Raw genomic sequence first — 22078 nt, forward strand, 5'->3', positions numbered from 1 at the left:
CCTGAATGCGACCTTCGCACGCACCCTTGTTCAGGAGAGATGATGGCCGACTTCCTCTATGAGGACCTGTTGCCGATCGGTGATGACACCACCGAGTACCGATTGCTCACCACCGAAGGGGTGTCGACAGTCGAGGGACCGGACGGCCGCACCTTCCTTCAGGTCGAGCCGGAAGCGATGCGCTTGCTGACCGAAACGGCGCTGCACGACATCTCTCATTACCTGCGCACGGATCACCTGACGCAGCTCGCGAGCATCCTCGACGATCCCGAAGCGTCGAACAACGACAAGTTCGTCGCGCTCGACCTGCTCAAGAACGCCAATATCGCCGCTGCCGGCGTTCTGCCGATGTGCCAGGACACCGGAACCGCCATCGTCATGGGCAAGCGTGGACAGCACGTACTCACCCCCGGCGACGACGAGAAGTCCATTGCCCGCGGTGTCTATGACGCATACACGCGTCTGAACCTGCGCTACTCGCAGAACGCCCCCATCACGATGTGGGACGAGAAGAACACTGGCAACAACTTGCCCGCGCAGATCGAGCTGTACGCCGATACTGCTGCCGGACATGAGAACTCGTACAAGTTCCTCTTCATGGCCAAGGGCGGCGGCAGCGCCAACAAGTCCTACCTGTACCAGGAAACCAAAGCGATCCTGAACCCCGACTCGATGATGCAGTTCCTCGAGGCAAAGATCCGCTCGCTCGGTACCGCTGCCTGCCCGCCGTACCACCTTGCAATCGTCGTCGGCGGCACGTCGGCCGAGTTCGCGATGAAGACAGCCAAGTACGCGTCCGCGCACTACCTCGACGAACTCCCCACCGAAGGCGCCATCACGGGCCGCGGCTTCCGCGATCACGAACTCGAGAAGAAGGTCTTCGAGCTCACGCAGAAGATCGGCATCGGCGCACAGTTCGGCGGCAAGTACTTCTGCCACGACGTCCGCGTCGTTCGACTCCCCCGCCACGGCGCTTCATTGCCCGTCGCCATTGCGGTGTCGTGCTCGGCCGATCGACAGGCGAAGGCCAAAATCACGCCGGAGGGCGTGTTCCTGGAACAGCTCGAATTCAACCCGGGCCGTTTCCTGCCCGAGGTCACGGACGCTCAGCTCGACGAAGAGACCGATGGCATTTCGGGTACCGGCAAGGGTGCTGCGGTCAAGATCGACCTCACCAAGCCGATGGCCGAGATCCTCGCCGAGCTTTCCAAGCACCCGGTGAAGACTCGTCTGTCGCTCACCGGTCCGCTCGTCGTGGCACGCGACATCGCGCACGCCAAGATCAAAGAGCGTCTCGACGCAGGTGAAGAGATGCCGCAGTACCTCAAGGATCACCCGGTGTACTACGCCGGCCCAGCCAAGACGCCCGACGGTATGGCGTCCGGTTCGTTCGGCCCGACCACGGCCGGCCGTATGGACTCGTACGTCGAGCAGTTCCAGGCCGCCGGTGGCTCGATGATCATGCTGGCCAAGGGAAACCGTTCCAAGCAGGTTACCGACGCCTGCAACACCCACGGAGGTTTCTACCTCGGATCGATCGGTGGACCGGCGGCTCGCCTGGCACTCGACTGCATCAAGAAGGTCGACATCCTCGAGTACGCCGAACTGGGTATGGAAGCCGTCTGGAAGATCGACGTCGAGGACTTCCCCGCGTTCATCGTCGTCGACGACAAGGGCAACGACTTCTTCGCCCACACCGGTGAAGTGACCCTGACGATCGGCAAGCGTCCGGGCCTGTAGACGCGTCAACAGCAAAGAGCCCCGGCGAGTTTCGATCGCCGGGGCTCTTTTGTGTCTTTGTCAGGTCCAGAGCGCGGCCACGAATACGGTTACGATCGACAACCCGCCGACGACGTGCACCAGATTCGGATTGGGTTGCCCCTTCTTCTGCTTCGCCCGGGTGATCTCGGCCAGCGCCACGATCACCAGCGAAAGCACCAGCTTCACAGCGATTTTCGCGTGAATGTAGTTCTTGTCCAGCGCGCCTTCGCCCAAGCCGACGATGATCAGGCCGGACACGAACTGCATCCTGGCACCCCACACCATGACCTCGGTGATCGAAGGAGCCTTGAGGACGGTGAAGTAGCTACCGACCAGGGCAGCCATACCGAGTAGGTGAATCACTACAAAGATATTGTAAAGAACAGACATACGATCACTCTATCCCGTACTTCGTTCCAGGCGAACGGAACTGAGAGTTCCTGTCAGAATATCCCGGCTTCGGCTGCAGCAGAACGGTATTTGGCGGCCAACGTATCCACCGTCTCGTGTGCGTTCAGCCCACTGGGATTGGGCACGATCCACAGAGCGGCACCTTCGAAAGGCTGATCCTGCCGCCCCGCTTTGGCTCGTTTGTCAGCGAAAGCAGTGCGATAGGCGGTGATTCCGGCGAAGGCAACCACTTTCGGTTTGGTCGAACGCACGACTGCCCGCACCCGCACTCCTCCGGCGGCAAGTTCCTCTGCATTCAACTCGTCGGCTCTGGCCGTCGCGCGAACGGCGAGATTGGTGATACCGACGCCGCGATCGATCAGGTGCTGCGTGTCAGCGTCCGACATACCCGCGGAAGGATCGATCGGACGCTCGATGATGCCTGCCCTCAGCAGTGCCGGGTAGAACCGATTACCCGGCCTGGCGAAATGCGCGCCCGTCGCCGCCGTCCACAGTCCCGGATTGATACCGACGAACAACAGACGACAATTCGGCCCGATCAGATCCTCGATCTCGGCGTCTCGGAAAGACTCCAGTTCGGCGCGCGTGAATCCCATGCTGCCAGTACATCAGGCCGTCACGACAGCGCTTCGCGTACCTCGTCGATCGCGTCGTGCATCATCTGCTCGTACACGTCGATGTCCGGGATCGAGGCCGGACTGCTGGTGATGCTGATCGTCACCGTGTCCCCGATCCCGTGTACGCCGTGGGTCAACGACATGACCGGTGACAAACTCGGGAAGCCCGCTGTGAACCGAACGACGCCGCCTCCGAGCACCAGATCCGCGTCACCGCGCGCGACACTCGACACCACGGTGTTGCCGGTGACCTCGTCGGGCACCGCCGTGAAATCGTATTGCTGCACGCCCCAACGGACCAGCGGGCCGGGAACCGCGTTCAGCGCGAGATCCGACGCTGCGCTGGACGGATGGGATGCCCGTGCGCGGCGCTCGTCCATCGACTCCTTGATCAGTTGGGCTCGCTCACGGAGGTCATCGACATCCGGGAACAGTCCGACACCTGCATTGCGGAAGTGGTTGCGCGCCGTGGGTGTACCCGCCTTGGCGATGGTCACCTCAGCCCCCAGTTCCGGCGGTACCGAGCCGTCTCGCTCGGTGAGGTAATTCGCCATCGCCAGCGAGATGGCTGTCATCGCTCCGACTGTGACGGATACGCCGTCGCCACGGAAATCTGCGCTGTCCCGCACGACCATGCGCACCAGTCGGTGAGGTCCAGGCGGGATGTTGGAGCGCACCTTGGGACGGCTCGCCGCCTGCGGCGCAACAACTCCCGATTCGGTGTCCGCCTGCAGCTGTAACTGCGCTCGGTGCCCCGCCCGGCCGTCGCGGAACAGCGAAACAAGTTGACCCGGAAGGCGCAGGGCGGCGCGGCCCAGAATCTCGGCTGATCCGCTACGCCGCACGTCCGTCTTCTGCTGCGCGGGCGGTTGCGGCGAGAACAGCTGGCGAGCAATCGCCGACGCGCATTTGCCGTCCGCCAGAGAATGAGCGACCTGCAGAACTGCGATCAGCGCCGGGCCGCTACAACGCGGCGCGCCGGTGACGCCGTGGAACAGGTGAAGCGTCCACGGGGACTCACGCGGGTCGACGTGGTTTTCGAGAAGCTTTTCGATTCCGTGAATACACGATGGCCACGAGTCATCCGGCAGCTCATGCACTCTCACCAACGAGGCATCGACCGGCATGGGATCCCAGAGCGGATAGTCGAGATGCCACGGTGATTCACGAATCCGAACATTGAGATCCGGAATGAGCGACGCTCGTTCCACCACCGAGCGTCGTAGCTCGTCGATCGACTGGCTCTGCCCGTCGAAACAGTAGAGCAGTAGTTGATCGTTGGGGATCTTCTCCGAAATCCAGAAAGTTTGGGCATCGGTGGGCGTCATCCGTAACACCGGGAGACGGTACCACCGGCTCGTCAGCCCTTTTCGGCAGCAGCTTTCAGCTGGGACAGGCCCTTCTCGAAATCCTTTCCGACGAGCTTGTCCATGCTGAAGATGAAACCGAAGATCTTGAAGAACAGATTCTTCTTTCCAGTCATCTTCCACGTCACCTGAACTTCACCGGCATTGGGAGAGGCACCGGCATTCGGAGAGATGAGAAAGGTGGTGACGTTCTGTGCCTTGAACGGCTTGAGGAAGGCCAGGTCCAAAACTACGCGTTCGTCTGGGACGGATTCGGTTATCACCATCGAACCGGAGCCTGCCTTCTTGTTTCCGGCCCAGGCGTACGAAGCCCCGACGCCCGCGTCAGGACCCGCGTACGTGCGCTGCATTGCCGGGTCGAGACCTTCCCAGGGCGACCACTGCGTCCACTGGTGGAAATCGTTGATCAACGCGAAGACGACCGATGCTTCTGCCTTGACGATCGTCGTACGTTCTACCAGGAATTCGTCGGAATTCTGCGAAGCCATCGTCGATCTCCAATTCTCGGGCGTGACAAGTGTTCGGAATTATCCACGGTCGACGAGATCGGGGCGAGTCGACACTCAGTCGCGCAGACACAGGCAGAAGTGGTGACCGACCGGGTCGCGGTAGACGCGGAAAGTCTGATGCTCCGGGATGCCGGTCACCCGCTGCGCACCCAGGCTGATCACCCAAGCCTCCGCGGGGTCGAGAGAATCGACGAGCAGATCCAGATGGATTCCGACGCCGGATGTCGGCCAGTCGACCGGAACAAAATCCGGAGCAAGCTGAAACGCGAGCCGCTCGCCGGCGGGTCCTTCGATCACGTGCCAATCATCTTCGTCCCGAACGCTTTTCCAGTCGAGGACCTGGACGTAGAAGTTGGCCAATGCAGCCGGATCCGGGCAGTCCAAGACTGAGTAGTCCATACCGATGTTCGGACGCGTCACTGAGCCTTCTTCTCCTGAACTTTCTTACGCACGAACAACAACGGAAGCACCAGCGTCGCAAGTGCTGTTACCAGCCACACGACGACTGTTCCCAGAATCCACGTCGAGACACCGGAGATCGACAGATTGGAGAAGAGCGACGCCACCAACAGAGCGACAAACGTCGACACCAATCCGATTCCGCCGAGAAATGCTGGTGCGTGGCGCTTTGCCACTGTCGCGATGAACGGCGCCAGGACCGACTGCGCTATCGCAAAGATCACGACCGCAACGATGAATCCGGATGTGGGCGCCGAGAAGCCCGAAAGAATCAACGACGCAACAAGAAGCCCGACAGCGGCAGAACCCAGGAAGATCGCGGCGCGAATCAGGAAGCTGATCATTTGTTGATCCTATATGTCGGAAATCGAGCAGAACAGATATTCACAATCCCAGAGATTCCTGCACCTCTCGCAATGTACGGGCCGAAGATCGGAGCCCCGAAGCCTCTTTTTCTGAAAGCGGTACCTCGAGGACTCGACCGGCACCCGCACGACCGACCATCGTGGGAAGGGACAGGCAAACGCGCTCGAGTCCGTGGACACCGGTCTGCAAGGTCGATACCGGAAGAACCCGTTGTTCGTCCCGCAACACGACTTCCGCGATGAATGCGCTCGACAATCCGATGGCGAGGTTGGTCGCACCCTTTCCTTCGATGATCTCGTAAGCACTCTCGACCACAGACTTCGCGACATTCGCGCGTAAGTCGGGGCCGAGGACGCCGCCCGACGGTCCCACGAACGAGGTTGCCGGCACCCCGCCGATGGTTGCGCTCGACCAGAGCGGAATCTCGGAGTCCCCATGCTCGCCGACGATGAAGGCATGGACGTTCTCGACCGCGACTCCGAGTTCGGTGGCCAGCAGGAATCGCAATCGGGCCGTGTCGAGCACCGTCCCCGATCCGAAAATTCGGCTGCGGTACGACGGTCCCGCAGCCTGGATCGCTGCGTAGGTCGCCACGTCGACCGGGTTGGTGACGAAGAGTAGAACCGCGTCCGGTGACACCGCCAATAGTTGTTCGGTCAGAGTCTGTGCAATCTTGACGTTCACCGCGGCAAGTTCGAGCCGCGACTGGCCGGGATGCTGTTTTGCGCCCGCGGTGACGACGACCAAGTCGGATCCCGCGGTGACCGAGATGTCATCACCTCCCTCGACGGTGCACGGCGGTGTGAACTGGGTGCCGTGGTTGAGATCGAGAACTTCGGCGCGGACCTTTGCACTGTTGGTGTCGTAGAGGGCGAGCGCGTCGGCTGATCCGCGTATCAAGCACGCGTACGCAATCGCAGTGCCGACGCTTCCCGCACCGACAACGGACACTTTTCGCCTGGATGAACGATTCGGCGTCGTCATGGGTAAATGGTGCTCGCTCGATAACGATTTCGCAGCACAACGGATTGCCAGTCTCTTCTCAGGGTTTGGAAGCCGACCTCTCAGAATTGACGTGGATCATCGCTGGCATGGCTGAGGTAACCGTTCTTGCAGTTGGCGGCACCGGCGAATCCCACGTCGGCGACCACGGCGACCGTGTGCGCGGACTCCTCAGTGCCGTCACCGACGAACTCGACAGTCGATTCGATTCTCGCTGGGTCGCCTATCCCGCTTCGTACGGCCCGGTCGCCGACGGCGGCCTGAGCTTTCGGCACAGCACCGCGATGGGTGTGAAGGCCCTCTCGACCGCAATCGCAGAGACAGACGGCCCACTCATGCTGATCGGATACTCACAGGGATGCACCGTGATCCGCGCGGCTCTTCCGACATTTACTTCTCCGACGACTTCTCCGACGCTGAACGGCGCCAACATCATCGGAGTCGGATTGATCTCCGATCCACAACAACCGACCGGCGTCATCGAAGGTTGCGAGGGACACGGAGTTGCCGGCGACGGACCCGAAGTCCAGCCGTGGATTCCGGTCAAGTGGATCGGGCACCCACAGGACATGATCTGTAATGCCAGCGACGACAGCTACATTCGCGACATCGCAGACTTGACGCGCTGGATGTCCTTCTCCCAGGCACGCGTGTGGGCACAAAAAGTTTGGGAACTACTTCGTAGCAATGCTTTCCAGAATGCGCAGAAGACTCGTTTCAGTCCGAAACAATGGCGCACCGATCTACGACGCATTCGCACCGCGTTCCTCGAAGTCCTCGGCTATCTGCCGACGCGGTTGAACCTGAACCGCTTTCAGCTCGAGAACCCTCGCGGCGGTAGACACATCAGCTACGCGATCGAACCTCTCGACGAGAGCGGACTGACCGGGTGCGAGCTTCTGGCGTCGTGGATGAAGGTCCAGGCGAACGGCGTCGAGCAGCGCGTTCACGCAGCCTGACCTTTACCGTTAGTTTACCTAACGAACCCCGGCGAGCCATTCGACGCCCTTACGTTCCTTTCATGCAACTGAGCAGAATATTGTCGTGTGCCGCCGTGACCGTCGCACTCCCCCTCACCGCCCTGGCGACCCCGGCCGGCGCATCGCCAACCGGCAGTCTCGACTGGTCCGGTTCGTTCGGTAGTTCAGCACCCCAGCCGGTTTCGACGTTCGACGTCCAAGCCCACCGCGGCGGGCTCGGCCTGTACACGGAGAGCAGCCTGGCCGCGTTCTCCAATGCTCTCGAAATGGGCGTCAGCACACTGGAACTCGATACCCAGATCACCGAAGACGGGATCGCTGTCGTCACGCACGATCGTAAGATCTCGAACAAGAAATGCCTCGACACCGAGCCCGCCACTACCGGCGACCCGGAGTTCCCGTACGTCGGCAAATTCGTCAACACGCTGAGCCTGCAACAGATCAAGACCATGGACTGTGGCACGCTCCCCCTTGCCGGATACCCTGAGCAGCAAAATGTTCCGGGAGCGAATATGCAGACACTCGAAGAAGTGCTCGCTCTGGTGAAGTCGTACAACGCACCCGGAATCAAGCTCAACATCGAGACCAAGGTGGAAGCGGGAGCGCCCCACGAGACCGCCCCGCGTGAGCAGTTCGTCTCTGTAGTCCTCGATACGATCCGGGCAGCCGGATTGTTGGACAGCGTCACCATTCAGAGCTTCGACTGGGGCTCGCTCATGCTCACCCGTCAACTCGCGCCGAGTGTGCCCGTGGTCGCGCTCACCAACGGTGACTTTCTCCAGGTAGGCAAGGACGGAGCGTCACCGTGGCTCGGCGGTCTGGACATCGACGATTTCGGTGGCGACGGCATCTCGGCGGTGGCAACCTTCGGCGCCTCCGCGTACTCCCCTGTCCAAGGAACTCCCCAGGGTGGAAAGGTCGGCGACCCCGGCTTCGCCTTGTACCCGACAGCCGACATGATCGCGAGCGCACATGCGCGTGGCATGAAGGTCATCCCGTGGACCGTCGATGATCCCGCCACCATGCACGCCCTCATAGACCTGGGTGTCGACGGAATCATCACCGATTTCCCCGACCGTCTCCGCGCCGTCCTGTCCGAGCGCGGTATGCCGCTACCAGCGCCTGCGGTCAAGAAGTAACCTCCACCGCGCACCGAAGCAGGTACCTGAACAGGTACTTCGGCCGATGTCCGCGGGGTGTCGCCGGACGCATCCTGGACAGGTACTTGCTCGGGTGATCGGAGGTGAATTCTGATGATGTCTTTGAAGGATCAGTTGGACAACTGCGAATACCTACTTGCCGACGCGGAAATGGCGGGTGACTGGAATGCTGTTCGGCGATTCAGGGAATACCGGCTGAGGCTCGTTCGACAACTGTGCAGGCAAAGGGCTGCCGGTCTCTGCGCCTAGAGTCCTCACGTCAGCCGTATCTGAACTGAGTCCCTCTGGGCGGTTACGATCCGCCGTCGCCCGAGTCACAGTCGGGTGCTCTCACCAATTGAGCTACAGAAGGTATGGACCGCAGTGCTTTTCGACCGCGATCGTGTGTGTCGAAACCATACGGAGCCTTCCGGGGTCCGCGCTACTGATTTTCCGACTCGACGATCTCTGGTGATCACCGCTCCGAGTTGGTCCCCACGTCCCCGCGGGGACGTCTCCGGCAAGGCCGCACCGAATCACCGCTGACCAGCAGTCGATGGGATGATTACCTGTGTGTCCATGTCCCCACCGCTGCCCGTCAAGAACGGGGTTGGCCCGACGCGCCTACGCATCCCGCTCTCTGGGCCGTGGACGACGATCGCCGAGTACGTCGTAGCCAAGTTCGACCATCTGGACGCCGAAAACCTGTATCGGCGGTTCGACGACGGCGAGTTCGTGGGTATCGACGGCCAGTCGATCTGCCGGAGCACAGAACTCAGCGCGCACCGGTTCGTCTGGTACTACCGTGAGTTGCCGGCGGAGGACCCCGTGCCGTTCCACGAGGAGATCCTGCACATCGACGACGATCTCGTCGTCATCGACAAGCCACATTTTCTCCCGACCACCCCCAGCGGGCGCTACCTCCGCGAGTCGGCGCTCGTCCGACTGCGGGTTCGTCTCGACAACCCAGATCTGACCCCGATCCACAGACTCGACCGCGGCACCGCAGGGGTGGTGATGTTCTCGGCCCGCCCCGCGACGCGCGGCGCGTACCAGTCACTGTTCGAGAAGCGGCAGGTCACGAAGGTCTACGAGGCGGTGTCGGCGCGACCGTCCCGGTGGGGCCAGGATGCGCCAGCGCTCGACGTCCCTCTCGTTTACCGCAACCACATCGAAGCTCGACGCGGCGAGTTGCGGGTCGTCGTCGACGACAGCCGTGAACCCAACTCCGAGACCACGATCGAGGCGCGAGGGATGGGCGTGAGCGCCTCCGGACGTGCTGTGCTGCACACGGTTCTACGTCCGCAGTCCGGACGGATGCACCAGTTACGGGTGCATCTGGCAGCTTTCGGCGCCGGGATCCTGGGCGACCGGCGATACCCCGACCTGCTTCCCGACGCCCCGGACGATCATTCCCTCCCACTCCAATTGCTCGCGAGGGAACTCGAATTCACCGACCCGTTGACTGGGAGAGCGCGGCGGTTTGTGACACGTCGGACGCTCAGCGAGTTGCCCGTGGGGTGAGGACCAGAAGCCGGATTTAGACGTTGAAGCGGAACTCCACCACATCGCCGTCGGCCATGACGTATTCCTTACCCTCCATGCGAACCTTGCCTGCAGCCTTGGCTGCGGCCATGGAACCCGCCTCGACTAGGTCGTCGAAGGACACGATTTCAGCCTTGATGAAGCCGCGCTCGAAGTCGGTGTGAATGACGCCGGCAGCCTGGGGCGCGGTGTCACCCTTGTGGATCGTCCAGGCGCGAGCTTCCTTCGGACCAGCCGTCAGGTAGGTCTGCAGTCCGAGGGTGTGGAAGCCGGTGCGCGCGAGAGCGTGCAGGCCCGGCTCGGTCTGACCGATCGAGTCGAGCATTTCCTGGCGGTCTTCCTCGTCGAGCTCGAGGAGTTCCTGCTCGACCTTCGCGTCGAGGAACACAGCGTCGGCCGGTGCGACGGATGCGCGCAATTCCGCAACCTTCGCTGCGTCGGTGAGCACTGACTCGTCGGCGTTGAAGACGTACAGGAAGGGCTTGGTGGTGAGCAGACTCAGCTCACGCAGCAGCGAGAAGTCGAGCTTGTCCTTGACGCTGAACAGCGTCGTGCCCTCGTTGAGGAAGGCCTGGGCCTTGAGTGCCTCGTCGTGCGCCGGCTTGAGCTCCTTGTTCTTGCGAGCTTCCTTGTCCAGACGCGGGAGAGCCTTCTCCAAGGTCTGCATGTCGGCGATCACGAGCTCGGTCTCGATGACCTCGATATCGGAGGCCGGGTCGACCTTGCCGTCGACGTGGATGACGTCGTCGTCGGCGAAGACGCGAACTACCTGGCAGATGGCGTCCGCTTCACGGATGTTGGCCAGGAACTTGTTGCCAAGGCCTGCGCCCTCGGACGCGCCCTTCACGATTCCCGCGATGTCGACGAACGACACGGTCGCGGGGAGGATGCGCTCGGAGCCGAAGATCTCGGCGAGCTTCTGCAGCCGCGGATCGGGCAGCTCGACCAGGCCGACGTTGGGTTCGATGGTCGCGAACGGGTAGTTCGCTGCCAACACGTCGTTGTTGGTCAGTGCATTGAAAAGGGTGGACTTGCCGACGTTGGGCAGTCCGACGATTCCGAGGGTAAGGCTCACGGTCTGTGGATTCTACGGCCTCGCGGCGACGTGACGGGTACTCGCCCCACCGTCACGTCGCGGCAGGTGATCAGTTGTAGGTATACGAATCGACGGACGACACGATCGCAACCAGGAAGATGACGTAGAACGCGATGAACAGCACCCAGCAGATGACGGCTATGAGGAGCGAGATCTGCCCGAGCTTCTTCACCCGCTCGGACGCGTACTGCGCGCCCTGGTGATCGCCCATCGCCCACTTCGGGTAGATGTCGTGGAGATGGTTGAACGCGGCGAACGCGATAGGCCAGAAGAACAGGATCGACGCGACGGCCCATCCCGCGTTGGACTTCGGCGGACCGTACTGGGGCGCCGCGTACGTGGGTGCGGCGCTGTACTGCTGGGTCGCGCTGTACTGCTGACCGGTCGGATACTGCTGTCCGGCTGAGTACTGCGGGTCGGTTGGGTACTGCTGGCCCGTCGGATACTCCTGGCCTGCTGAATATTGCTGACCGGCTGAATACTGCTGGCCCGCCGGATACTGCTGCTCCTTCGGATCCTGCGGGTCGGTCGGATATTGCGGTTCGGTCATCATTCCCCCAAAGAGTCGGATTCGGTTCTCTATCGCAGAACCTAGTGGAGACTTACCGCTGCCGTGTCACAGTGGGCGCCTACGCTCTCGAGGTGACTCGGATGCTGATCGTGCTCTTGATATGGATAGTGGGTCTCGGCACCGCCGCGCTCGCAATTGTCGCCTCGCCCGGATGGTGGGTGATCGCTGTCGTCACTCTCGCGCTGGCGGCGATGGGCACCTATGACCTCACTCAGAGGTCCCACAGCATCCTCCGTAACTATCCGGTCCTGGGGCACGCGCGATTCCTCCTCGAGAAGATTCGACCGGAGATCCAGCAGTACTTCGTCGAATCATCCACCGATGGAATGCCATTCGATCGCGAAACGCGAGATCTGGTTTACGAGCGGGCAAAGGGAACACTGGCGGAAGAGCCCTTCGGGACCGAGCGCGACGTCAATGCGATCGGCTACGAGTTCATGACGCATTCGATTCGCGCACGGACCGCCCCCGACACCGTTCCGCGAGTTCGCCTCGGCGGACGCGATTGCACGAAGCCGTACGACATCGCTCTATTGAACGTCTCCGCGATGAGCTTTGGGTCGTTGTCCGCCAACGCAATCGAGGCCCTCAACGCCGGCGCCGCCAAAGGCGGCTTCGCCCACGACACCGGCGAAGGCGCGATCAGTCCGTATCACCGCAAACACGGCGGCGATCTGATCTGGGAAATTGCCTCGGGATACTTCGGATGCCGAACCGAGGACGGCCGATTCGATCCTGACCGGTTTGCCGAGCGTGCCGGCCTCGATCAGGTGAAGGCCATTTCGATCAAGCTCTCGCAAGGTGCGAAACCCGGGTTGGGTGGCGTGCTTCCCGGAGTCAAGGTCTCACCCGAAATCGCCGAAACCCGCGGGGTACCCGTCGGCCAGACCGTGATTTCGCCACCCGCGCACACCGCGTTCAGCACTCCGGTCGAACTGGTCGATTTCATCGCGACCCTGCGAAAACTGTCGGGAGGCAAGCCAGTCGGTATGAAACTGTGCGTCGGCTCGCGTCGTGAATTCCTCGGAATCTGCAAGGCGATGATCGAACGCGGCATCACGCCCGACTTCATCATCGTGGACGGTTCCGAAGGCGGCACCGGCGCAGGTCCGGTGGAATTCGAGGACCACATGGGCATGCCGTTGACCGAAGGCCTGATGCTCGTGCACAACGCCTTGGTGGGAACCGGTCTGCGCGCTCTCGTGAAAGTCGGCGCTTCCGGAAAGGTGGCGAGCGGTTCCGACATCGTCAAACGCATCATCCAAGGCGCAGACTTCACGATGGCTGCCCGCGCAATGATGTTCGCAGTGGGCTGCATTCAGGCCCAGATGTGCCACACAAACCGCTGCCCGGTCGGCGTTGCCACTCAGGATCCGGCACGCACCCGCGCACTCGACATCCCCGACAAGAGCGAGCGCGTCTACCGCTTCCAGAAGGCAACTGTCGCCAGCGCACAACAGATGATCGCGTCGATGGGCATCGATTCGTTCGACCAACTGCAACCGGGAATGCTCAACCGCCGCGTCGACGGTCTCACCACGCGTACCTATGCCGACCTGTTCGACTGGCTGATGCCGGGCGAACTGCTCGACTCCCCGCCGCAGAGCTGGCTCACCGATTGGATCGACGCCGACGCTCACCGATTCTGACGCCGGTCGACTCCCGCGCCACAGATCGCGCGGATTCACCCGTCTGGTCCTACAGTGACAGATGGCCCGCTGTGACGGCGGCCACACTGCACTAGTGGACGGAGTTCGACGATGAGCTTGACGACTGCGCCGGAACCAAATGTCGAGTACCTGAAAACCGATCCTGACCTGCCACCTGTCGGCGTCATCGACAAAACACCCATTTCCACCACTGCGCGCGTCGTCTTCCTCGTTCTCGGACTGGTCGGCGCGGGCTCCTGGTACATGATTGCGATCGTCCGCGGTGAACACATCAGCGCCGTGTGGTTCGTGTTGGCCGCAATCTGTACCTATCTGATCGCCTACCGCTTCTATGCGCGGTTGATCGAACGCAAGATCGTCAAGCCCCGCGACGACGTCGCAACTCCCGCCGAGATCATGGAGAACGGCGCCGACTACATGCCGACCGACCGTCGGGTGCTGTTCGGTCACCACTTCGCGGCAATCGCCGGTGCCGGTCCCCTGGTCGGACCCGTCCTGGCCGCGCAGATGGGATATCTTCCGGGAACGATCTGGATCATCGTCGGCGTGGTGTTCGCCGGGGCGGTGCAGGACTTCATGGTCCTGTGGATCTCGTCGAAGCGCCGCGGGCGCAGCCTCGGTCAGATGGCCCGCGAAGAACTCGGCCTCGTCGGCGGCGTCGCCGCATTGATCGGCGTGTTCGTCATCATGATCATCCTCATCGCGGTGCTCGGACTTGTGGTCGTCAATGCGCTCGCCGAGTCCCCGTGGGGTGTGTTCTCGATCGCGATGACCATCCCCATCGCCCTGTTCATGGGCGTGTACCTGCGGTATCTGCGGCCGGGCAAGGTTTCCGAAGTCTCCCTGATCGGCGTCGTCCTACTCCTCCTGGCCATCGTCTCCGGTGGTTGGGTAGCCGATACCGGTTGGGGCGCAGACTGGTTCACACTCTCGAAGGTCACCATTGCGTGGCTGATGATCGCGTACGGATTCGCCGCTTCGGTGCTGCCGGTCTGGCTGCTCCTGGCACCGCGCGACTATTTGTCGACGTTCATGAAGGTCGGCACCATCGCATTGCTGGCCATCGGAATTCTGGTCGCACGACCCGCGCTGAACATGCCTGCAGTGACGCCGTTCGCCTCCAACGGCGAAGGCCCGGCCTTTGCCGGTTCATTGTTCCCGTTCCTATTCATCACCATTGCCTGTGGCGCACTCTCGGGCTTCCACGCGCTGATCGCGTCCGGCACGACGCCGAAGCTGCTAGAGAAGGAAAGCCAGACCAAGATGATCGGGTACGGCGGCATGCTGACCGAATCGTTTGTCGCGATCATGGCTCTGGTCACCGCCTGCATCCTCGATCAGCACCTGTACTTCGCACTCAACGCTCCCGCGGCGCTGACCGGTGGAACACCGGAAACCGCAGCCGAATACGTCAACAATCTGCCCCTCGGCACCGCCCCCATCACACCGGACGTGCTGACGCAGGCAGCCGAGGCCGTCGGGGAAGAATCGATCATCTCGAGAACCGGCGGCGCCCCGACGCTCGCGTTCGGCATGTCCGAAGTGCTCAGCGACGTCTTCGGCGGCGACTCGCTGAAATCGTTCTGGTACCACTTCGCGATCATGTTCGAGGCTCTCTTCATCCTCACCACGATCGATGCCGGCACTCGCGTCGCTCGATTCATGCTCTCGGACTCGCTCGGCAACTTCGGCGGTCCGGCAAAGAAGTTCAAGGACCCGTCGTGGCGCATCGGTGCGTGGCTGTGCTCGCTGATCGTGGTCGCTGCGTGGGGCGCGATCCTGCTCATGGGTGTCACCGATCCACTCGGCGGAATCAACACGCTCTTCCCGCTCTTCGGCATCGCCAACCAACTTCTGGCCGCGATCGCACTGACGGTGGTCATGACGATCGTCATGAAGAAGGGCCTGTTCAAATGGGCCTGGATCCCCGGCGTGCCATTGGTGTGGGACCTGGTCGTGACTATGACCGCGTCGTACCAGAAGATCTTCTCCGACAACCCCGCGATCGGTTACTGGGCTCAGCACAACGTGTTCAAGGATGCGAAGGCAGCAGGTGAGACGGCGCACGGTTCTGCGAAGACTCCAGAGGCCATCGATGCCGTCATCCGCAACACCTTCATTCAGGGCACGCTCTCGATCATCTTCGCGTCTCTGGTGATCGTCGTGGTCATCGCCGGGATCATCGTATGTGCCAAGGCAATCCGGGCCGGTGGGCTGCCGACCACCGAGTCCCCGGAGGAACCGTCGAAGATCTTCGGTCCCGCAAGCTTCATTCCGACGCCCGCGGAGAAGGAAATCCAGAAGGAATGGGACGAGCTCATCAAAGCCGGGAAAGTCCGGGCACCCGGCGCCGCGCACGGAGGTGGGCACTGACCATGACCATGACGGCAAAACTCACCACAGCGTTCCGCGGAACGCTGTGGTGGGTTCGCTCGGTGATGGGCGATCTCGACTATCAGCGCTACGTCGAGCACACCCGACGCCACCACGCCGACTCACCGGTGATCAGCGAACGAGAGTTCTGGCGCCGCCGGCATGCAGCAGCCGACGCCAACCCGGGCGCCCGCTGCTGCTGAATCCGGTCAGGGGCAGGTGGCCTTCGCGAGTTCGTAAATGTGGCCGGCCTGCTCGTCGGTGGGCTTGTTGCCGTTGTTCTCGGCCAGGTCGGTGATCTTGGACTTGACCTCCGCCTCGTCCGTGCCGTTGGCGACCTCCGTGCACGTGGTCGTCAAGATCTCCTCGATGTCTGCGTCGTCGCGGTTCTCCGCCAATGGTGCGTAAGCCCCACGGAAGGTGGCGACGAACAGCGCCGTCTTGCCCTGGTCGATGGCGTTGCCCGCTGACTGCTTCGCCGTCTCGAGCGCCTGCTGCCCGCTCGTGACTGCCTCGCTGATCTTGTTCTGCGCGTTGTCCTGATCCTCGGTGCTACACGCGGTGAGCCCGAGAACGACGATTGCTGCTGCCCCGACTGCTGCTGCGATTCTCATGACGGAAATGTTAGTCCGCCTGGCATGCTTCAAAACACAGTATTGAAGCGCAACACACGAGTTATCGCATGCAGTCGTTACGATCAGCTCAGCTAGATCACCGGATTCTCACATCGGCGAGGAGATCCCTGCGCCGACGGAAAGGACGATCAGTGAGCGAGCAAGACAAGGGGACGTCCGCAGGGGTGCGAAAGCGCGACCGCGGCGAGATCATCGGGCAAGGGGGTATGTGGCTCGCAAAGTGGTCGTTGGTGTTGGCGTCGATTTCGCTGGGCGCCTGGATTTTCGGTTGGCTGATCGAAAAGCTCTGGGTCATCATCCTGCCGGTGGCTCTGGCAATCGTCGTTGCGACAGTCATGTGGCCGCCGACCCGCGGAATGATCAAGCGCGGTATGCCACCGGCCGCGGCAGCCGGCATCACCCTGGTCCTCTCGATCGGAATCTTGGCCGGTGTGATCGCAGGCATCGTTCCGTCAGTGGTCAGCCAGGCCCCCGAGCTCGCGAACAAGACCACCGAGGGCATCAATCAGGTTCAGGACTGGCTCCAGGGTCCGCCACTGAATCTGAAGGACGACCAGATCGACAACGCAGTCCATGCCGTCATCACGAAGGTGCAGGAAAGTGGAACCGCCATCGCTTCAGGCGTTTTCAGCGGTGTGAGCACGGCGAGCTCGTTGTTGGTCACGCTCGGTTTGGTCCTGATTCTCGCCTTCTTCTTCATCAAGGACGGACCGAGGTTCATCCCCTGGCTGCACGCTGTCGGCGGCGGCCGCGCCGGTCGGCATCTCGAAGAGGTCCTCACCCGCATGTGGGACACGCTCGGCGGATTCATCAGGACTCAAGCACTGGTGAGCCTGATCGACGCGGTCTTCATCGGCGCCGGACTGCTGATACTCGGGGTCCCGCTGGCACCGGTGCTGGCAATTCTGACGTTCATCGGTGGATTCATCCCGATCGTCGGTGCGTTTGTCGCCGGCGCCCTGGCCGTGTTGGTTGCGTTGGTGGCAAACGGCCTCACCACCGCCATCATCGTCCTGATCATCATCCTGGCCGTTCAGCAGATCGAAGGAAATGTCCTTCAGCCTGTGCTGCAGAGCAAGTCGATGAAACTCCACGCCGTTATCGTGCTGCTTGCCGTGGCCGCCGGTAGCTCGCTGTACGGCATCGTCGGCGCCTTCCTCGCAGTGCCCGTCGCCGCTGTTGCAGCAGTTGTCATCCGCTACATCGGAGAGCAGATCGACGAACGCGCAAGCGACAACGAGCCGATGCCCGCCGGCGATGCCTCGGACATCCTCGAAGATCAGGACGACGACGCCGAGTCAGAGGTAGAGAACAAAAAGGCCTGATCAGCCCGCGATTACCCTTACCGAGGAGCCTGCACGTCCGCGAATGACGTGCAGGCGACTCGGGATTCGCTGCCTCATCTCGTCCACGTGACTGACGATGCCCACCACTCGTCCTCCGTCGCGAAGCTCGTCCAACACAGCCATCACCGAGTCGAGGGTGTCGGCGTCGAGGGTGCCGAATCCTTCGTCGATGAACATCGTGTCGAGAACGATTCCGCCGGACTCCGCCGCAACCACATCGGCGAGTCCGAGCGCCAAAGACAATGACGCCAAGAACGATTCACCGCCCGAGAGCGTCTTCGCCGAGCGAACGACGCCCGTGAAGTCGTCCCGGATGTCGAGTCCCAGACCGCCGCGGCGACCCCGAGATCCTGCCTCGTCACTGTGCACGAACTCGTACCGTCCCCCGGACATCCGCTGCAGACGAACCGATGCCGACACGGCGATCTCTTCCAACCGCGAAGCGAGCACATACGCTCGCAGCGACATCTTGCGACTGTTCTGACCTTTACCGGCGATCACGTCTGCGAGGGCAGCGAGTTCGTCGTGCAGTTCACGCTCAGGTGCAACCGCCTCGTAGGCCTTCTCGAGTTGTCCGCTGAACCGTTCGAGATCCGACACACGGTTCTCGGCCAGGGAAGCGGCCGCAACAGCGGAGTTCACCACCTCGGCGCACTGAAGCGCGAGGCCGCGAGGTCCGTCCACGTCGACGGTCTCGACTTCACCCACCGCAACAACTTCGGGGTCGTCGAGGACAGTCCGGGCGGCAACCTCGAGGTCACGCGCCTTGGCGAGTTCCGTTTCGATCGCCGCGATTCGGGCAGGCGCTCTCACCCCTCCGATCGCAGCCTCGACCGAATCGAATCCGGCAGCGGCCGCCGCAGCGGCCAGTTTGGCCGACAGTTCCGCCGATCGGGCCTGCGCACGAACGGCGTCGTCGCGCATTTCGGACGCCGCCGTGGCAGCGGAGGCAAGGCCTTCGAACCGTGAGCGCCGAGCAGCGATGGTCGAATCTTCTCCCACCGCAGCAACGATCGCCGCTCGAATCTGCTCGACCGTCGCTGACAGAGTCGTCCTACGCTCGGCAAGTGCCGCCAATTCGGCTGCCAGAGAAGCGGATTCCTGTTGTAGTTCGGTGTCACGCCCATTGAGTTGCGCAAGTTTTTGTGCCAGCACTCCAACCTGACCGGCAGAGTGTGTCGCCTCGTCGACGGCGTTCCGTGCCTCGGCGCGGAGCCTGTCGAGTTCTTCGGAATCGCCGTCTCCGCCGCGCGCGATCACCCGGTCGATGTCACGTTCGACGGTTACCTGGCGATCGGCCACCTTGCTGAGGGCTTTCTCGGCCGCACGCTCGGCCGCTGACGCGGCATCCAGATCGGGTTCGGTGACCGTGACGACATCCGACTGAGCCAGCGCAGGGTGTTCACGCGAACCACACACCTGGCATGGGTCACCAGGCGCGAGTGAACTCGCCAACTCCGCCGCCATGCCCTCGATACGCTTTTGCACGAGGTCGAGCCAGCGCCCGCGAGCACTCTGATGGGCGTCGCGCGCATCCAACACCTGCACACGAATCTTCTCGGCTTGTGCACGCAGAGAAACGATTTCATGGGCCGCTGTCGCGGCATCCGACGCTTTTACGAGTGCAGCCTCGAGGCCAGGCAGAGCCGCGTGAGCGCGTTGCGCATCCTCCAGTCGTTGGCCGGCCGAGCGCACCAGTTCTGGCAGTTGTGTGCGTTCAACCGCGATGGCATCGATGCGCTCGGACAGGGAGTCTCGCCGAACTCCGAGTTTCTCGATCTCGGCTTCTGCCGCATCGGCTCGTCGAGCGTCCTCCGCCATTGCGTCCAGGCGAACGATCTCGTCACGCCAGGTCCGGATCCGAGCTACGACGCGTTGACGCTCATCGTCGGTGGGTGGCCACACCTCCGGCACGAAAATCTCCGGACCGTCGAGTGCGGAGTAGGTCGACATCGCTGTGGTCATCGATTCGAGTGCGGCAGCGAGGTGCAAGCCGGCAGCGTCCACATCGCCGGCGACAGCGGCCACCGGCAGTGCGCGCTTGGCGGTCTCGAGTTCAGCGCCGATCACAGCTCTTTGGGCGGCGCCCGTATTGAATGCTGCGAGCTCAGCGGTCGCACGATTACGGCGAGCTACCAGATCTGCGGTTCGCTGCGCCGCCGACAGAACCCGATTAGCCTCGGCTGCTGCATCTTTCGCGGTCACCAGCTCCGCGAGACTTGCATCGCGGGTGTCCTGAGCCTCGGCGAGGAGTTTGCGCGACCATTCCAGTGGGTGCGCCTCGGCGCCTACCTCGAGTCCCGCAGCTGTCTCGACCTTCGCGAGCAGCAGCCGCACGGATTGCTCCCTGGCCGCGAGCGCGGTCGCACTTGCCTTTCGCTTGGCGTCGAACCATGCCTCGACGGAGACAAACCGCTTGGTGTCGAACAGACGCTCGAGCAGTTTGCCTCGCTCGTCGCTCTCGGCACGCAAGAATTTGGCGAACTCACCCTGCGGCAAGAGCACCACCTGGAAGAACTGATCAGCGCTCATGCCCATGAGGCGGTTGATCTCGTCACCGATGTCAGGGATGCGCGAAAGGTTTTCGCCGCGGCCGTCCAACCACGTCAGTGTGGCCTTTGCGTTCTCCGTGATCGAACCGGCGCCACGCTTCTTCGGGCGCGAATACTCTGGACTACGAACAAGTTTGATTCTGCGACCACTGATGGTCGCTTCGAGTTCCACGCGCGGCACCGAACCGGCAGGCGCATGATCGGACAGTAGCCGTTTGCCCTCGTTGCGCGCACCCGGAACCCGCCCGTACAGGGCAAAGGAAACCGCGTCGAGGATCGTGGTCTTGCCTGCACCGGTGTCGCCGTGCAGAAGGAACAGCCCGTCAGCACCCAATCGGTCGAAGTCGACCTCGACGGTGTCGGCAAAGGGCCCGAAAGAGCTGACTTCGAGTTTGTGAAGCCTCACGCGGTTTCACTCAGTTCTACCGTGGACTCCTCGGCGCGCGCGGCAGCGCTGAGCGCTTCGGCCATCAACGTGACCTCTCGCTCGGACGGGTCACTACGCACGGCCGAGACAAAGCCACGGGCGATCTCCATGTCGGTTCGACCCCGTACCGCGTCGCGATACTTGAGATCCGATTGTCCTTCCGGCCTTTGCCATTCGAGATGAACGGCAAAGGGGAAACGTGCATGGAGCTGCCTCATGGCATCGACGGGACGAACCGGATCAGTGAGCAAAGCGGAGACGTAGCACTGCTCGGAATCGGCGTACTTCGACTCGGTGAGAAGTTCCTCGAGAGTTCCCGTCACCTGGCTCAGCCCTCGAATCACCGGAAGATCGAGGCGCTGCACCGACGACAGTCCGGCTGCGTCGAGTTCGATCAAAAGCGCAGCCTTGCGGTGGCTGCGCTCACCGAACGAATACGGCAACGGTGAACCTGAGTAGCGAACGCTCTCCGAGAGCATCTGGGGCGAATGCAGATGCCCCAGCGCAACGTAGTCGACACCGGCAAACTCGCCCACTGCGACAGTCTCCACTCCGCCGACCGAAATGGAGCGTTCCGATTCAGACGCCTCACCGCCCACGACAAAGGCATGCGCGAGCAGTACCGACCGAGTCGACGGATCGGTAGCTGTTCGTTCGGCGAGGTCTCGCCGAACACGCGACATTGCCGCACCGAGGATGTCGGAATGAGTACGAGCCCGGGGCACGTCCAACTCGACGCGCGTGATCTCCGGCTCGAGATACGGAATCCCGTAAAACGCGACAGGTCCGAATTGATCACTGAGCATCACCGGGGTACCGATCTGGCCGACTCGGGTGATCAAATGCAATCCGCCGGCAGCTGCAAAGGACGCCCCGGCACCGAGCCGCACCGCGGAATCGTGGTTGCCGGACGTGGCGACGATGACCGCTCCGGCCGCCCGGATTGCCTCGAAGCCTCGATTGCACACCGTGACCGCGTCGGAACTGGGAATTGAGCGGTCGTAGATGTCACCGGGCACGACCACGACGTCAACACCGTGTTCGCGGACGGAATCCGCGATGGAACCGAGCACACTAGCCTGATCGGCCAACAGATCGACGCCGTGAAACGTGCGACCTATGTGCCAATCGGAGGTGTGCAGAATCTTCATGAATCCGACGGTAGAGCAGCCCACCGACACTGCCGATCTCCCACGCTGACGGCTTCGACGGTGTGCCCCAACCCACGAACGTCCGGTGACCCTGCACACAA

General features: G+C 62.3%; 20 protein-coding genes and 1 tRNA gene. 8 read left to right on the forward strand and 13 right to left on the reverse strand.

Annotated elements, in window-relative coordinates; translation table 11 throughout:
- Positions 1-42: 42 nt before the first annotated feature.
- Positions 43-1740 carry a fumarate hydratase gene (locus tag RE4_RS24285; protein WP_003945198.1) on the forward strand — a complete coding sequence of 566 codons (1698 nt, stop codon included), beginning with the start codon at positions 43-45 and terminating at the stop codon, positions 1738-1740.
- 60 nt (positions 1741-1800) lie between these two features.
- Here RE4_RS24285 and RE4_RS24290 read toward each other — a convergent pair whose 3' ends face one another.
- The 7 genes from RE4_RS24290 to RE4_RS24320 form a co-directional block, all read right to left on the reverse strand.
- Entirely contained in the window at positions 1801-2151 is a 351-nt protein-coding gene (locus tag RE4_RS24290) for a hypothetical protein (protein WP_020908500.1), read from the reverse strand.
- 53 nt (positions 2152-2204) lie between these two features.
- On the reverse strand, positions 2205-2768 hold the full coding sequence (locus RE4_RS24295; RefSeq protein WP_060939506.1) for a mismatch-specific DNA-glycosylase: 564 nt from the start codon (positions 2766-2768) through the stop codon (positions 2205-2207).
- 20 nt (positions 2769-2788) lie between these two features.
- On the reverse strand, positions 2789-4117 hold the full coding sequence (locus RE4_RS24300; RefSeq protein ID WP_060939507.1) for a WS/DGAT domain-containing protein: 1329 nt from the start codon (positions 4115-4117) through the stop codon (positions 2789-2791).
- A 32-nt stretch (positions 4118-4149) separates the two neighbouring features.
- Positions 4150-4644, reverse strand: coding sequence for an SRPBCC family protein (locus tag RE4_RS24305; protein ID WP_019744550.1), 495 nt, complete (start codon positions 4642-4644; stop codon positions 4150-4152).
- A 75-nt stretch (positions 4645-4719) separates the two neighbouring features.
- Positions 4720-5085 (reverse strand): VOC family protein, encoded by a 366-nt coding sequence (locus RE4_RS24310; RefSeq protein WP_019744551.1) that lies wholly within the window; start codon positions 5083-5085, stop codon positions 4720-4722.
- The gene (locus tag RE4_RS24315; RefSeq protein WP_019744552.1) at positions 5082-5468 is read right to left on the reverse strand and encodes a phage holin family protein; all 387 of its coding nucleotides are present in this window, start codon (positions 5466-5468) and stop codon (positions 5082-5084) included. The genes RE4_RS24310 and RE4_RS24315 overlap by 4 nt, the downstream gene beginning before the upstream one ends.
- Before the next feature lie 40 nt (positions 5469-5508).
- The gene (locus RE4_RS24320; RefSeq protein ID WP_019744553.1) at positions 5509-6474 is read right to left on the reverse strand and encodes an L-lactate dehydrogenase; all 966 of its coding nucleotides are present in this window, start codon (positions 6472-6474) and stop codon (positions 5509-5511) included.
- Between the two features lie 107 nt (positions 6475-6581).
- Here RE4_RS24320 and RE4_RS24325 point away from each other — a divergent pair, with 107 nt between their 5' ends.
- Together RE4_RS24325 and RE4_RS24330 are read left to right on the forward strand one after the other, a co-directional pair.
- Positions 6582-7451, forward strand: a complete 870-nt coding sequence (locus RE4_RS24325) for a PE-PPE domain-containing protein (RefSeq protein ID WP_060939531.1) — start codon at positions 6582-6584, stop codon at positions 7449-7451.
- A 95-nt stretch (positions 7452-7546) separates the two neighbouring features.
- Positions 7547-8611: a glycerophosphodiester phosphodiesterase family protein gene (locus RE4_RS24330; RefSeq protein WP_060939532.1), complete on the forward strand. Its 1065-nt coding sequence runs from the start codon at positions 7547-7549 to the stop codon at positions 8609-8611.
- A 300-nt stretch (positions 8612-8911) separates the two neighbouring features.
- On the opposite strand, the gene RE4_RS24335 is transcribed toward RE4_RS24330, so the two are convergent.
- Positions 8912-8984: transfer RNA gene (locus tag RE4_RS24335), tRNA-His, on the reverse strand.
- 188 nt (positions 8985-9172) lie between these two features.
- Here RE4_RS24335 and RE4_RS24340 point away from each other — a divergent pair.
- Positions 9173-10135, forward strand: a complete 963-nt coding sequence (locus RE4_RS24340; protein ID WP_060939508.1) for a pseudouridine synthase — start codon at positions 9173-9175, stop codon at positions 10133-10135.
- A 16-nt stretch (positions 10136-10151) separates the two neighbouring features.
- Here the strand turns inward: RE4_RS24340 and ychF are convergent, their stop codons facing one another.
- Positions 10152-11231 carry a redox-regulated ATPase YchF gene (ychF, locus tag RE4_RS24345; protein ID WP_019744568.1) on the reverse strand — a complete coding sequence of 360 codons (1080 nt, stop codon included), beginning with the start codon at positions 11229-11231 and terminating at the stop codon, positions 10152-10154.
- Positions 11232-11301: 70 nt separating this feature from the next.
- The gene (locus RE4_RS24350; RefSeq protein WP_020908510.1) at positions 11302-11805 is read right to left on the reverse strand and encodes a CD225/dispanin family protein; all 504 of its coding nucleotides are present in this window, start codon (positions 11803-11805) and stop codon (positions 11302-11304) included.
- Positions 11806-11894: 89 nt separating this feature from the next.
- On the opposite strand from RE4_RS24350, the gene RE4_RS24355 reads away from it, so the two are divergent.
- From RE4_RS24355 to RE4_RS24365, 3 genes are all read left to right on the forward strand, one after another.
- A complete protein-coding gene (locus RE4_RS24355; protein ID WP_029255844.1) occupies positions 11895-13472 on the forward strand; it encodes an FMN-binding glutamate synthase family protein in 1578 nt (525 codons plus the stop codon).
- A gap of 111 nt (positions 13473-13583) precedes the next feature.
- Positions 13584-15866, forward strand: a complete 2283-nt coding sequence (locus RE4_RS24360) for a carbon starvation CstA family protein (RefSeq protein ID WP_019744571.1) — start codon at positions 13584-13586, stop codon at positions 15864-15866.
- Positions 15867-15868: 2 nt separating this feature from the next.
- Positions 15869-16069: a YbdD/YjiX family protein gene (locus RE4_RS24365; protein WP_019744572.1), complete on the forward strand. Its 201-nt coding sequence runs from the start codon at positions 15869-15871 to the stop codon at positions 16067-16069.
- A gap of 6 nt (positions 16070-16075) precedes the next feature.
- On the opposite strand, the gene RE4_RS24370 is transcribed toward RE4_RS24365, so the two are convergent.
- Positions 16076-16480, reverse strand: a complete 405-nt coding sequence (locus RE4_RS24370) for a hypothetical protein (RefSeq protein ID WP_019744573.1) — start codon at positions 16478-16480, stop codon at positions 16076-16078.
- 152 nt (positions 16481-16632) lie between these two features.
- Between RE4_RS24370 and RE4_RS24375 the strand changes: the two genes are divergently transcribed.
- Complete coding sequence (locus RE4_RS24375) at positions 16633-17826, forward strand: AI-2E family transporter (RefSeq protein WP_003945249.1); 1194 nt, start codon at positions 16633-16635, stop codon at positions 17824-17826.
- Here the strand turns inward: RE4_RS24375 and RE4_RS24380 are convergent, their stop codons facing one another.
- Positions 17827-20805: an AAA family ATPase gene (locus tag RE4_RS24380; protein ID WP_060939509.1), complete on the reverse strand. Its 2979-nt coding sequence runs from the start codon at positions 20803-20805 to the stop codon at positions 17827-17829.
- Complete coding sequence (locus tag RE4_RS24385) at positions 20802-21977, reverse strand: exonuclease SbcCD subunit D (RefSeq protein WP_060939533.1); 1176 nt, start codon at positions 21975-21977, stop codon at positions 20802-20804. The genes RE4_RS24380 and RE4_RS24385 overlap by 4 nt, the downstream gene beginning before the upstream one ends.
- Positions 21978-22078: the final 101 nt, after the last annotated feature.

The organism is Rhodococcus erythropolis NBRC 15567, from assembly GCF_001552595.1.
In the GTDB taxonomy this organism is placed as follows: domain Bacteria; phylum Actinomycetota; class Actinomycetes; order Mycobacteriales; family Mycobacteriaceae; genus Rhodococcus_F; species Rhodococcus_F erythropolis.

Excerpts from the sequence above, each read along its gene's own strand:
- RE4_RS24360 (WP_019744571.1), top strand. The coding sequence starts at position 13,584 with ATGAGCTTGACGACTGCGCCGGAACCAAATGTCGAGTACCTGAAAACC.
- RE4_RS24365 (WP_019744572.1), top strand. The coding sequence starts at position 15,869 with ATGACCATGACGGCAAAACTCACCACAGCGTTCCGCGGAACGCTGTGG.
- RE4_RS24315 (WP_019744552.1), bottom strand. The coding sequence starts at position 5,468 with ATGATCAGCTTCCTGATTCGCGCCGCGATCTTCCTGGGTTCTGCCGCT.
- RE4_RS24305 (WP_019744550.1), bottom strand. The coding sequence starts at position 4,644 with ATGGCTTCGCAGAATTCCGACGAATTCCTGGTAGAACGTACGACGATC.
- RE4_RS24325 (WP_060939531.1), top strand. The coding sequence starts at position 6,582 with ATGGCTGAGGTAACCGTTCTTGCAGTTGGCGGCACCGGCGAATCCCAC.
- RE4_RS24340 (WP_060939508.1), top strand. The coding sequence starts at position 9,173 with ATGATTACCTGTGTGTCCATGTCCCCACCGCTGCCCGTCAAGAACGGG.
- RE4_RS24350 (WP_020908510.1), bottom strand. The coding sequence starts at position 11,805 with ATGATGACCGAACCGCAATATCCGACCGACCCGCAGGATCCGAAGGAG.
- RE4_RS24290 (WP_020908500.1), bottom strand. The coding sequence starts at position 2,151 with ATGTCTGTTCTTTACAATATCTTTGTAGTGATTCACCTACTCGGTATG.
- RE4_RS24370 (WP_019744573.1), bottom strand. The coding sequence starts at position 16,480 with ATGAGAATCGCAGCAGCAGTCGGGGCAGCAGCAATCGTCGTTCTCGGG.
- RE4_RS24295 (WP_060939506.1), bottom strand. The coding sequence starts at position 2,768 with ATGGGATTCACGCGCGCCGAACTGGAGTCTTTCCGAGACGCCGAGATC.
- RE4_RS24300 (WP_060939507.1), bottom strand. The coding sequence starts at position 4,117 with ATGACGCCCACCGATGCCCAAACTTTCTGGATTTCGGAGAAGATCCCC.
- RE4_RS24320 (WP_019744553.1), bottom strand. The coding sequence starts at position 6,474 with ATGACGACGCCGAATCGTTCATCCAGGCGAAAAGTGTCCGTTGTCGGT.
- RE4_RS24385 (WP_060939533.1), bottom strand. The coding sequence starts at position 21,977 with ATGAAGATTCTGCACACCTCCGATTGGCACATAGGTCGCACGTTTCAC.
- RE4_RS24285 (WP_003945198.1), top strand. The coding sequence starts at position 43 with ATGGCCGACTTCCTCTATGAGGACCTGTTGCCGATCGGTGATGACACC.